Consider the following 12,911-nt stretch of genomic DNA (forward strand, 5'->3'; position numbering starts at 1 on the left):
ATATACTCAGGGTAGCTGAATTAAAGATGAATTGAGTGGCAAGCTGATCACTACGCTAAAGCCGGTAATTTCATTATTTGTCATAATATTGGCTACAACTATGCTGCCGTTGCAAGCCTCTGTAGCGCGTTTGGCAATACTTAATCCCAGGCCTATGCCGTTGTGGTTACTTTGTGCCCGAAAGAAGGGGGTAAATAACTTAGACAGATATTGCGGCGGTACGCCCGGGCCTTGATCGCGAACTTGCAAACTTAACTGGTGTTGATGTTGTCGTAAGCAAACACTTACCTCAGAATAAGGTGGTGTGTATTTCACCGCGTTACGGATCACATTTTCTATTGCGCTGTACAACAGCGACGGGTCGCCTTTAATTAATGGTACATTTTCCAGATGTAGCCAAAGCGACTTGTTGCTGCTATCAGCTTCCAACCGTGCATCATCACAAACTGAGGAAACCAGTTCCGCCAGGTTTATATCAATATGTTCGGCGCTGACTGCGCCGCTCTCCAGCCTGGAAAAGGTCAGGATTTCAGTGACAAGTTCATCCAGCTTACTGGCTTCCTGCTCTATTTTTTCCATCGCTATGGCGGCATAAGACGGCGATTGCGCCGCCAGCCCGGTGAGAATTTGCATCCTGGCCAGGGGGGATCGTAGCTCGTGTGATACATCGTGCAGAAGGCGACGTTGCGAGGCAATCGCCTCTGCCGCCTGACCAGCCATTTGGTTGAAGTTCCGGCTCAGGCTACCAAATTCGTCCCGTCTGGTTATCAGTTCCGGGCCTAACTGGGTACGCCAGTTATTCGCTGCCAGCCCCGCCAAAGCAAGCTTTAGCTGACCAACCGGTGCGGCAATATTGCGTGCCAGTACCCAACTGAACAAGATACTGGCAGCCAGCAACACCGACAAGTGTAACAGCGGATGGCGCCAGAATGGCGGTACAGGGTGTCTTGATATATCGATTGACGCAGGTAAGTCGGTGGGATTTATACTCTGTGCGGCTATCAATGGTGTTGCCGGTATTGATGGTGTGGCAAAAAAAAACGCGCCGGCTGGCAACATATTCTCTGGCGGTAGCAAGCGTGACGAGTTGTCCCAGGTAAAGGTTAAGCGTACCAGAATAACAGCCATTAACAGTGTGGCCCAAAACACAAGGAAAAAGCGCCAGAACAATTTGTGCATATTGTTAAGCCCCACCGCCAAACGGGTAAGTGAACTGATAACCTTTACCCCGGACTGAGGTGATCCATTGTTGCCCGGCAGGTGGCTTGCCTAATTTTTGCCTGATATGACTGATATGCACATCAATATTACGGTCATAGCTGCCTAAAGGTTTGCCAAGGGCCTGTTGCGACAACTCAGCTTTGCTGACAATGGTACCAGCGTACTGTGTCAGTAAGTACAGAATGTTGAACTCTGCACCGGTTAATTCAATTATCTGTTGGTGTAGCGATACGCTGCGGTTAACCGGCTTAATGTGTAAAGCGCCAAGCTTCAATTCAGTTTGGCTGTTGTTTTGCTGTACGCGGCGCAATATTGCTTTAATACGGGCACTAAGCTCCCGCGGTAAACAAGGCTTGGCAATGTAATCATCCGCTCCCAATTCCAGGCCAATCACTTTGTCCAGATCCTCCCCACGCGCAGTTAGCATGATCACCGGGACATTGCTGAAATGCCGTAGCTGTTTTAACACCGAAATGCCATCCAGTTGCGGCATCATCACATCCAGAATAATCAAGTCAAACTGTTGCTGCTGGCAACTGCGTAATCCGATTATACCATCATTTATAACGGTAAGATGAAAACCATCTTTTTGCAGATACTCTGCCAATAAAGTGGTTAGTGTTACATCATCATCAATTAATAATAACCGGATCACATCTACCTCTGGCGCGGAAAAGTTAACGTAACACGCTTAGTTTGTAGCCACTGTTGCTGCTGTTGTCGGGTTCGGCTATCAATAAATAATTGCTTCCGGCAACAAATTGCTGCACTTCAGACTCAGCTAACAGGGTTTGGTTCTTATTGCTGTCGGTATAAAGCAGAAAAACCGTATATTCGCCGTCAGGCACGTTAATCTCTTTTTGGGCTCCACTGTTTAGCGACGTAATATAGTACTCTGCTGTATCAATGGTTTCATTGGGTGGCACAAAATAGACGCTTAAAGAGCTATAAGAGGTGATGGTGTTTACCACGTTTATATCAAAATCATAAATCTGTGGCGCATTACTTTCTTCTACCACGACAGCTGCAGTGTTGGCGCTGGCATTTTGATACAGTACCACTGCTTTGCTTTGGCCCTGGTTTAATGTCATTAAGGCGCTGTTTAAATAAAACAGCCCTTGTTCGTCTGATGCTGACAAACGATAATCTTTCGCTGCTAATTCAACATAGTCTGACAAGCTATCGGCAGCTAATGAAGTAAAGGCCACGCTGTCGTTCAGATAAATATCGCTATTGCCGATGCTGTCGATACTGTTATACAACCGGAACTGGGCCTGGGCTGTTAAATCTGTCAGGTTACCTACTGTCGTGGTGTTGTTAATTACGTCTACGGCTATATTGCCTGCTAGCGGGCCGGAGGCGATACGCGGCACCAGCACATATTCGGTCAGATATTCAAAGTTATATTTGGATGACTGAAATAATATGTCACGGCTGCCTGCGGCAGTAACATAAATAATATAGTTGCCACTATCAAACTCCACTGCAGAGCTGACTTGGCTGTAGTTCAGTGTTGCCGCCAGGGTGGCGTCGTCAAAGGTGGTATCTGACTTACTTAAATATACGTCATAGGCGTCGTCCGGAAGTAAACTCACCACATACAGCTTAAAAGTGTCTGTCAGGCTGTCATCACGCAGAAACTCCAGTGTCAGCAATTCAGGGCTATTGTAATCACCAGTGAGCAGCAACAGATGTTTGTAGCTCTGACGCAAAGTAATGCTGGTTTCCAGCGCACTAATATCATCACCATCACTGTTAAGGCGGCTTAGTTTAATATCGTAAGTCGCGGGGGTATAAGTTACCAAAGAAGTTGCATCGGTATAAGTTGCAGCCCCGGCCAGCACACTGCTGTCATCGCTGTCTGTCAGTATTAACCTGGTTGAAGTACTGTTGGCTGAGCCATTATATAGCTGAATATAACTGCTGGTGTAAGTGGCAGAAGTATCATCAGAGCTGCTGCCACCACACCCGGTTAATGTAGTAGTGCCCAACAGCAGAGAAAGTAATAAAAAAATACGCATAACGCCTCATAAAAGTAAGTTCTTAACAGCGCTAAGAAGGTTATTATTTTATTCAGTTCATAGTTTTACCCAGCTTTACCTTGCTTAACCTATCTTAACGTTTGGTTTTTTTAAGGTATTAACCGTTTTTAGAGTTTATTATTTAACCTTCATTGCCTTATTGTGAAGTATTGCTATTTTTAGGACTCGGACTCTTCTATTTTCAGTAAGGAATACACTGTTATGCGCCGTAACACGCCGGTTACAAATACCGAAAGAACTTTCCCGCAAAATCAGAAACTGATTTCCAACACAGACCTTAACGGTAATATCCGACACTGCAACGACGCCTTTATCGCTATCAGCGGTTTTAGCAAAGAAGAGTTAATCGGTCAGCCGCACAATATAGTACGCCATCCTGATATGCCGCCGCTGGCATATAAAATAATGTGGGAGCATTTAAAGGCTGGTAAGCCCTGGATGGGGCTGGTGAAAAATCGTAGTAAAAATGGTGACTATTATTGGGTTGATGCTTATGTAACACCTGTTACGGAAAATGGCAGGGTTATAGGTTATGAGTCGGTGAGATCTTGCCCGGCACGGAGTGATATTAAGCGGGCAGAAAAGCTGTACGATGCCATTAATAAGGGGAAGTTCCGCGGCAGGCATTTTCATCTTGGCGCGGCCAATGTGGTATTAGCTGTGGTGTTGGCGATAGCCGCTGCTTTGTATTTTTCCGGCTTTGCTGGTTTATCTGAGCTGCTGATTCTGGCGGCGTTAATTGGTTATGTGGTGTGGGCCAATTTTAGTAAGAAAAACGCGTTAGACAGCGTCAAAATGTTGCTGGCAAATTCGTTCCGCCATGAGCTGGCGGTGAAAACCTTTACTGATGATGGGCTTGCCGTCGGTGAGCTTAAAGTGGCAGTTATGAGCTCAAAAGCGCATTTAGGTGCGGTATTAAGCCGGATGGAAGATGCCGCGAAAAGCGTATCGGAACAATCGGATCTTGGCCTGGAGCTGGCGCAATCTTCTATGAAGCTGATCCAGCGCCAGCAGCAGGAAACCGAGCAAGCCGCCACAGCAATGCACGAAATGACCACTACTATCGCTGAAGTATCAAAGCATGTACAGGAAACGGCAGAGCGTGCTGAACAATCAAACGAACTGGCCGGGCGCAGCAGGCAAACAGCAGCGGTTACCCGCAAGGCTATTGAAGAACTGCGCCACACAGTAAACGAAATTAGCAGCTCTGTAACGGAAGTGTCCGAACAAACCAAGAAAATCGCTACTGTTGCGCAGATGATTGAACAAATTGCTGAACAAACTAACTTGCTGGCACTAAACGCTGCTATTGAGGCCGCGCGGGCCGGTGAGCAAGGGCGCGGCTTTGCCGTTGTGGCCGACGAAGTGCGCAATCTGGCGCGGCGTACACAAGAGTCTACTAAAGAAATTCATCAGATTATCAGTGATTTAACCACCAGAGCCGACACTGCAGTGCGGGTTGCCCAAAACGGCACCAGTGGCGCAGAGGCCGGGCTTATCCGCGTGAAAGAGACGGAAGAAATGCTAAATGGTATTTCAGATGCTGTGGGCAGCATAGCCAATATGTCTATCCAAATGGCAGCGGCGGTAGAGCAACAGGCAAATGTCGCTGAAGAAGTGAATCAGCAGGTGGTGAATATTTCCAGCCTGGCCAATAACACTTTGATAGAAGCAGGTAATTCTGCTGACAGTATTAAACAGCTGCAGCTGGTATCCAATGAACTGCATGAGCTGGTAGTACGGTTTGCCAGGTAGTATTAATAAAAAGGCCAGCGAATGCTGGCCTTTGTTTTTGTTACATACAATATTACTTACACCGTAATATTTATATTTTGTCCCAGGTTGCCTACAGGGGATGAAGCCTGTACCTGCTCAACCGATTGCATAGCACTTTGTACCAGCATGGTTGCCATTTTAGCTTCCTGGTTTTGTTGCTTTTTCGCCATAACGGCGCCCAGTACTTCAAAGCCCTGGTTTGACGTCGCAGCGCCAACGGATTGACTCATAGTTACCTCCTATGCCAATTCCTCAAGACTGTAACGGCTGGAAGATAAATATCTTTAGCGTTTATTTAAAATTTTTTTAAGCATAAAAAAATGCCGCCCGTTGCAGCGGGCGGCATTCCAACTTAGCGCGGAGTGACTCATTTCTCCAAGTGCGTTAAGAAGCCTGTATCAGCGCAGTTTGCTGCGCCTTAATTTGTGAGTGCGACAAAGCTGGCACCGGCAAAGTATTGCCGCCAGTTGTTGCCGGTTTTAGTGAGCGTACTGGCCGGGTAGGGCCTTTTTTCACTAAACCTTTAAACATCGGTTCAGGTTTGGCTACCGTTTTACCTAAACGGGCTGCAATGGCTGCCTGAATATCGGCGGCGGTGTAACCGGCTTTTATTTTCATCCGCAGGTAAGGTACGCCTGCCGCATCCAATGCGCCGTTAACAAACCAGTCGGGTACAGCCTTGTGGCCTTCTTTGCTGCTGTTGTTAACTAAATCCAGCACTGCTATGACGCTAAAATCCTGCGGATCACATAAAACAAAATCCAGGTACTTGGTATTTAACTTCAGCATGGTGCTGGCACGGGTCTTATCGCTGGTGCCATTTTTAAGCTCCATAATATCGGCCAGCTTTACCCGGTTCATTACTTTGTAATCGTTAGCCACGGCTTTTTCCAGCAGTTGCATAAAAGAGCGCTCTACCGGGCTGAATAAACTGTTTTTCTTCTGCACCGGAAAAGGGTTGCCACTGTCAATAAAGCGGCTGGCTACCATAGCCACAACAATGACTAACAGTAAAATTAACAGCAGGACAAATTCCATGCATACCTCCGACAGAAAATTGACTCAATGTCTGACACATCATAAGACTGTGATAGATAAAGCATAAGTTGTGCCATATTTTCTTATGTATTCATGCTTTTACTATTTATGTTGCGAATGGCTGGCATTGTCTGCATTAATACATTTTATAGTTGAAAAGCGCTTATAGTTAATGCCTACCCCTGATACCCGACAGCCTTACCAGCAAATAGCGTACAGGCAGCAAAAAAGGACAGACTTATGACAACAAGCATCAGCCGTGCCGGTTTAAGCATAAATGCACCGTTAAATGCCGATTACGACACTATTCTGACAGAGCAGGCCTGTGCCTTGCTGGTAGCGTTAAGCCGCGAGTTTAGTCCGCGTTTAAAAGAGCTATTGGCCGCACGCCAGACAATACAACAGCTATATGATGCGGGAGCTTTGCCGGATTTTCTGCCACAAACGGCGAATATCCGCCAGTCTGACTGGCGCGTGGCGCCAATACCGGCCGATTTGCAGGACCGAAGGGTGGAAATTACCGGCCCGGTCGACCGTAAGATGATCATTAATGCGCTAAACGCCGATGTAAAAGTGTTTATGGCCGACTTTGAAGACTCGCAGGCGCCTAGCTGGGCTGGCGTTATTGAAGGCCAGATCAACCTGCGCGATGCTAATCTGGGCACCATCAGCTATACCGATCCGCAAAGCGGTAAGCACTATGCATTAAAGGATAATCCGGCCTTGTTGATTGCCCGTGTGCGCGGTTTGCATTTATGGGAGAAACATTTGCTGGTAGATGGTGAGCAGGTGCCGGGCTCTCTGGTTGATTTTGCGCTGTATTTTTTGCACAACTACCAAACGCGCTTAGCCAATGGCAGCGGTGTGTACTATTACCTGCCAAAGCTGCAAAGCCACTTGGAAGCCAAATGGTGGGACGATGTGTTTCGCTACACCGAGCAAAAGTTCAGCCAGCCCATTGGCACCATTCGCGCCACAGTATTAATTGAAACGCTGCCGGCCGTGTTTGAGATGGATGAAATTCTGTATATGTTACGCGATCACATCGTAGCGCTTAACTGCGGCCGCTGGGATTATATTTTTAGCTATATCAAAACGTTAAAAAATCATGCTGACCGTGTACTGCCGGACCGCCAGATAGTTACCATGAAGCAACCGTTTTTAAATGCCTATTCGCGTTTATTGGTAAAAACTTGCCATAAACGCGGAGCACTGGCGATGGGTGGTATGGCCGCATTTATACCAGCCAAAGATGGTGCAGAAAACGCCGCTATACTGGCAAAAGTAACCGCAGATAAAGAGCTGGAAGCAGTTAACGGCCACGACGGCACCTGGGTGGCCCACCCTGGCCTTGCGGCTACGGCCAATGCAGTATTTGCTAAGTATCTGCCCGGCGGCAAGCAAAACCAGCTGGATATCAGCCGCGCAGAAGATGAAGATATCACTGCAGCACAGCTGTTAGAGCCCTGTGACGGTGAGCGCACTGAAGAGGGCATGCGCACCAATATTCGGGTGGCACTGCAATATATTGCCGCCTGGATCAGCGGCAAAGGCTGTGTGCCGATTTATGGTTTGATGGAAGATGCTGCCACGGCAGAGATTTCCCGCACCTCTATCTGGCAGTGGATTAAACACGGTAAAAGCTTAAGTAACGGCAAGCTGATTACCAAAGCTTTATTTGCTTCTATGTTAGAGGAGGAGGCAAAAGTGGTACGGGCAGAAGTAGGTGAAACGTTATGGGCAGAACAAAATTTTGCCAAAGCGCAAACTTTATTGCTTGATATCACGACTTCTGATCAACTGGTAGATTTTCTGACCCTGCCAGCTTATCAGTTACTTGATTAACCTGAGTAAACCACCAATGCAAAAGGCGCTGACTTGCTGACAGCGCCTTTTTTATGTGGATTTGTTTTGAAGCCTCAACAAACTGCAACACACAATTTGGCTCGTCACGGCAACTCGCCTGCGGCTCAGACACTCTGTGCCGACAAAATTGTGGTTCCCGTCTGTTAGGAAGAACACCCTTGTTCCGCAGCGTGGAAAAGACCCTGTTGAAGGAGCCGGGGAGTGTCTGAGCCCTGCCGTAGGCATTAGGGCGAGTTGCCCCGGCGAGTGAGGCTGGGTGTTTTACTAAGCCAGCAGCAAGGCTTCGGCTGCAACTCCCGCTTTGGCTCGCCACAGCAACTCGCTCGCGCTTACGCACTCACTCAGACACTCTGTGTCGACCAAATCGTGATTCCAGCCTTCGCTTGTTGTTAGTTTAACTCATCTGCGGTTTCGACAATTAAGCGGCGGAACCAGATATGGCTGGCGTCCTGATGCAGCAATGGGCTCCAGATCATCTTCAGCTCAATCGATGGAATAGCAAACGGTGGGTCCATGATGGCCATTGCGCTATCATTTTCGTACAGGCGGGCTGCACGGCTGGGTAAAGTGGCAATTAAATCTATGCCTACCGCTAAATGCATTGCTACATGGTAGTTGCGGGTAAATACCGAGATACTGCGTTGTTTACCCAACTTAGCCAAGGCCTCATCTACCCAGCCCAGTTTTTGCACGTCTTTTGGGTCCATGCCCACACCCACGCCAAAGCCGGTTTTACTTACCCAAATATGCTGCGCTTTTAAGTAACTGTCTAAATTAAAGTTTTTTAGCACCGGGTTTTGTGTGTTGATCAGACAGGAAAAGCTGTCGCGCCATACCGTTTTTTGGTGAAACGACTGCGGTAGCTGATCAAAACGGTTAATCGCCATATCTACCTTGCCGTTTTCGACATCATGAAAAGTAACGTCTGATGGCGTCATAATATCCAGGCTGGTGTGTGGTGCCTGCACGCGCATTTTTTTCAGTAATGCCGGTATTAACGTAGATGCCGCGTAATCGCTGGCCATAATACGGAATACCCGCTGGCTGTTAAGCGGCTCAAAGTCTTTATTCGGCTGCAAGGTTTCTTCCAGCGTTAACAATACGCCGCGTACTATCGGTGCCAGTTCACGCGCCCGCTCTGTTGGTACCATACCGTCAGACGTGCGTACCAGTATCGGATCATTAAGTAAGTCGCGCAGCCGTTTTAAGCCGTTGCTCATGGCTGGCTGGGTGATATTAAGCCTGCCGGCGGCACGGGTAACATTTTTTTCGCGCAGCAGTACATCCAGGTACACCAGCAAATTTAAATCCATTTTATTAATATTCATTAGTTAAATAACCCGGCGATATTCCATAACTGAACTGAATCATAGCATTAGCACAGTGGCCAGCGTCAAGCTGACTTTGGTATTAGTTTTATGAATGGTCAGCATCACAAAAATCACCTTTATGAATTACAAAAATGAAACCTATAGTGTAATGCAACAGGTAGCACATCAGCCTGGGAACAGTCAGCGTCCGGCAAGCCGGGCAATAAGCAAAAGAGGATACTGCTATGTCAGCTTACCAAGATGCAATACAACACATCGCCCAGCTACGCCAACACAATGGCGAGGCCTGGAGTGCGATAAACCCTGAGTCAGCTGCCAGAATGCGGGCGCAAAACCGGTTTCATACCGGACTAGATATTGCCAAATACACTGCCAAAATTATGCGCGCCGATATGGCCGCCTATGATGCTGACAGCAGCCAGTACACACAGTCACTGGGATGCTGGCACGGCTTCGTTGGTCAGCAAAAACTGATCGCTATTAAGAAACATTTCGGTACTACCAAACGTAAATACCTGTATTTGTCTGGCTGGATGATAGCAGCGCTGCGCTCTGAGTTTGGCCCCTTGCCAGATCAATCCATGCATGAGAAAACCGCAGTACCTGCTTTAATTGAAGAGCTGTATACCTTTTTAAAGCAAGCCGATGCCCGTGAGTTGGGTGGCTTATTCCGTGAGCTGGATGCCGCCAAAGCTGCCGGTGATAGTGCCAAAACTGCTGCAGTACAAAGCAAAATTGATAACTTTGAAACTCATGTGGTGCCGATTATCGCCGATATCGACGCCGGCTTTGGTAACGAAGAAGCCACTTATTTACTGGCAAAGAAAATGATTGAAGCCGGTGCCTGCGCTATTCAGATTGAAAACCAGGTGTCGGACGAAAAACAATGCGGCCACCAGGACGGTAAGGTTACCGTGCCACATGCTGACTTTTTAGCGAAAATTAACGCCGTGCGTTACGCCTTTTTAGAGCTTGGCGTGGATGACGGTATTATTGTCGCCCGTACCGACTCGTTAGGTGCCGGTTTAACCAAACAAATTGCCGTTACCAATAAACCGGGCGATCTGGGCGACTTATACAACAGCTTTTTAGATGGTGATGTGATCAGCGGCGCTGAGGATATTGCCAACGGCGATGTGGTGGTAAAAGCCAACGGCAAATTACTGAAACCAAAACGCCTGGCCAGTGGTTTGTTCCAGTTTAAACAGGGCAGTGGCGTTGACCGGGTAGTGCTGGATTGTATTACCTCGTTACAGCATGGCGCTGACTTACTGTGGATTGAAACGGAAAAACCACACGTAGGCCAGATTGCCGAAATGGTAAACCGCATTCGTGAAGTGGTACCCAACGCCAAGTTGGTGTACAACAATAGCCCAAGCTTTAACTGGACGTTAAACTTCCGCCAGCAGGTATTTGATGCCTGGAAAACTGCCGGTAAAGACGTATCCGCTTATGACCGCGCTCTGCTGATGAGTGCCGATTACGATGCAACCGAACTGGCGCTGGAAGCCGATAACCGTATTCGTACTTTCCAGGCTGATGCAGCGCAGGAGGCTGGTATTTTCCATCACCTGATCACCTTGCCAACCTACCATACGGCAGCGTTGTCTACCGACAATCTGGCGAAAGAGTACTTCGGTGCGGCTGGTATGCTGGGTTATGTTGAAGGGGTGCAGCGTAAAGAAATCCGCCAGGGTATTGCCTGTGTTAAACACCAGAATATGTCCGGCTCTGATGTGGGTGATGACCATAAAGAATATTTCTCCGGCGAAGCCGCGTTAAAAGCCGGTGGTACGCATAACACTATGAATCAGTTTTAACTGCTGAGTGTTAAGTTTTGAGTTAATTTTAGTTTTACACTACGTGGTCAGGAAACTGACAGTGTTGGCAGCCTTGAGCTGCCTTTTTTATTGATAAATTCATCAATAATTAATAATTGCTTTATTTTTATGCAGCTTATTTGCAATAGTGTAGTGGCACTGCTGACCGTTGGGCTGGCAGCTTTTAGCCACAGGACTAATACGATGAAAAGAACAACCTTCTTACTTGGTGTACTTACTGCGCTGGCAACACCGGCGCAGGCTACCGTAGTTAACGGTGGTTTTGAGCAATGGGCTCAGGGCCAGCCTACGGCATGGAGCTTAATTGACAGCGGTATTAGCGTTAGTCAGTCAAACACAATAAAACTCAGCGGTAGTAGCGCCGCAGCCATCAGTGTTAATACGGCAGATCAGGCTAACACTGACTTTCGCCAGCTGGTTGGCGTAACGGCCGGTCAGACTTATACCTTCAGTACAGCGGTTTATCATACTGAAGGCAATGTCAGAGCCCGGCTTTATGTAAACGGCTATCAGGGCTATTCCAATGAGCAACTAACCGGGCAATGGCAAACACTTAGCCACAGTTACACCGCACCCAGCAGTGGCAATATAGAAGTCGGTTTACGTTTTTATGATGTAGCAGGCTTTGATGGCTCCGAGCTGGTATATGTTGACGAGTTTAAACCGGCCAGCACAACAGAGCCACCCGCGACAGGCTGCAGCAATACCAGCCTGAGCTTTGCACTGAACACCGATAACTACGGTGCAGAAACCAGCTGGCAGTTAACTAATGCGCAAAACCAGCAACAATATGCCGGCTCAGGCTATGCCGGTAACACCAGCTACAGCGAGCAGTGGTGTCTGGCCGATGGCGAATACAGCTTTACCATTTTTGACAGCTATGGTGATGGTATTTGCTGTAGTTACGGTAATGGCAGTTATAGCCTGACACTTAACAACCAGCCCGTGTTCAGCGGCAGCAGCTTCGGCGCTCAGCAAAGTCATAGTTTTACGCTTGGCAGCGCTGGTGGTGGCGATGTTGATTTAGGCAGCTACTACGCGGATGCTGCAGGCTTAACCGGCTACAACCTGAAAACAGCGTTGCATAACATCATTAATAACCACACTGCGCGCGGATATAGCGCTATCTGGGGTTTTTACAATGTTTATGAGCTGGATAACTACTACGAGAACGATGGCTCTATTTTGGATATCTACTCGGAAAAACCCTCTGCGACAGACAGCTATGTATATGCTGCAGGTAGCGATCAATGTGGTAGCTATAACAGCGAAGCGGATTGCTATAACCGTGAGCACAGCTTTCCGCGCAGCTGGTTTGGTGGTGCCATAGAGCCGATGAACTCCGATATCCATCATATTTTCGCCACTGACGGTTTTGTTAACTCAAAACGCGGTAGCTATCCGTTTGGTAAAGTAGGCAGCGCCAGTTTCACTTCAACCAACGGATCTAAACTGGGTAGCGCCATCGCCGGTAGCGGTTATAGTGGCACTGTATTTGAACCGATAGATGAGTTTAAAGGTGATATAGCCAGGGCATATTTTTATATGGCAACCCGGTATCAGAGTCAGCTGGCAAACTGGCAAAACAACAGCACAGAAGCCAATGCAGCGTTAAACGGCACGACCACTCAGGTATTTGAAAACTGGTTGTTGCAGTTGCTGAAACAATGGCACCAGCAAGATCCGGTTAGCCAGAAAGAGCGTGATCGCAACGATGCGGCATATCAGTATCAGGGTAACCGTAACCCTTTTATTGATCATCCGCAATTTGTCAGCGCTATCTGGGGTAACTAAAA

Annotated in this window: 10 protein-coding genes; 4 read left to right on the forward strand and 6 right to left on the reverse strand. The window is 47.7% G+C overall.

From position 1 onward, the window contains the following. Window positions 1-6: 6 nt before the first annotated feature. Genes AR688_RS03315 through AR688_RS03325 form a run of 3 tightly spaced genes read right to left on the reverse strand, consistent with a single transcriptional unit; the run spans window position 7 to window position 3,242 of the window. A complete protein-coding gene (locus AR688_RS03315) occupies window positions 7-1,179 on the reverse strand; it encodes a sensor histidine kinase (RefSeq protein ID WP_156420197.1) in 1,173 nt (390 codons plus the stop codon). Between the two features lie 4 nt (window positions 1,180-1,183). Next, window positions 1,184-1,876 (reverse strand): response regulator transcription factor, encoded by a 693-nt coding sequence (locus AR688_RS03320; RefSeq protein ID WP_068229085.1) that lies wholly within the window; start codon window positions 1,874-1,876, stop codon window positions 1,184-1,186. Window positions 1,877-1,898: 22 nt separating this feature from the next. Further along, on the reverse strand, window positions 1,899-3,242 hold the full coding sequence (locus AR688_RS03325) for a DUF4397 domain-containing protein (protein ID WP_068229088.1): 1,344 nt from the start codon (window positions 3,240-3,242) through the stop codon (window positions 1,899-1,901). Window positions 3,243-3,464: 222 nt separating this feature from the next. On the opposite strand from AR688_RS03325, the gene AR688_RS03330 reads away from it, so the two are divergent. Beyond that, the gene (locus tag AR688_RS03330; RefSeq protein ID WP_068229091.1) at window positions 3,465-5,018 is read left to right on the forward strand and encodes a methyl-accepting chemotaxis protein; all 1,554 of its coding nucleotides are present in this window, start codon (window positions 3,465-3,467) and stop codon (window positions 5,016-5,018) included. Between the two features lie 56 nt (window positions 5,019-5,074). On the opposite strand, the gene AR688_RS03335 is transcribed toward AR688_RS03330, so the two are convergent. Further along, window positions 5,075-5,269: a hypothetical protein gene (locus AR688_RS03335; protein ID WP_068229094.1), complete on the reverse strand. Its 195-nt coding sequence runs from the start codon at window positions 5,267-5,269 to the stop codon at window positions 5,075-5,077. Window positions 5,270-5,423: 154 nt separating this feature from the next. Next, the gene (locus AR688_RS03340) at window positions 5,424-6,077 is read right to left on the reverse strand and encodes a DUF2726 domain-containing protein (RefSeq protein WP_068229097.1); all 654 of its coding nucleotides are present in this window, start codon (window positions 6,075-6,077) and stop codon (window positions 5,424-5,426) included. 240 nt (window positions 6,078-6,317) lie between these two features. Between AR688_RS03340 and aceB the strand changes: the two genes are divergently transcribed. After that, window positions 6,318-7,922: a malate synthase A gene (aceB, locus tag AR688_RS03345; RefSeq protein ID WP_068229100.1), complete on the forward strand. Its 1,605-nt coding sequence runs from the start codon at window positions 6,318-6,320 to the stop codon at window positions 7,920-7,922. Window positions 7,923-8,332: 410 nt separating this feature from the next. Here aceB and AR688_RS03350 read toward each other — a convergent pair whose 3' ends face one another. After that, complete coding sequence (locus AR688_RS03350; RefSeq protein WP_068229103.1) at window positions 8,333-9,271, reverse strand: LysR family transcriptional regulator; 939 nt, start codon at window positions 9,269-9,271, stop codon at window positions 8,333-8,335. Window positions 9,272-9,498: 227 nt separating this feature from the next. Between AR688_RS03350 and AR688_RS03355 the strand changes: the two genes are divergently transcribed. Both AR688_RS03355 and AR688_RS03360 read left to right on the forward strand, forming a co-directional pair. Beyond that, complete coding sequence (locus tag AR688_RS03355) at window positions 9,499-11,094, forward strand: isocitrate lyase (RefSeq protein WP_068229106.1); 1,596 nt, start codon at window positions 9,499-9,501, stop codon at window positions 11,092-11,094. A 204-nt stretch (window positions 11,095-11,298) separates the two neighbouring features. Continuing rightward, a complete protein-coding gene (locus AR688_RS03360; RefSeq protein ID WP_068229109.1) occupies window positions 11,299-12,909 on the forward strand; it encodes an endonuclease in 1,611 nt (536 codons plus the stop codon). Window positions 12,910-12,911 lie beyond the last annotated feature (2 nt).

It is taken from the genome of Rheinheimera sp. EpRS3 (genome assembly GCF_001513785.1).
Classification (GTDB): Bacteria; Pseudomonadota; Gammaproteobacteria; order Enterobacterales; family Alteromonadaceae; genus Alishewanella.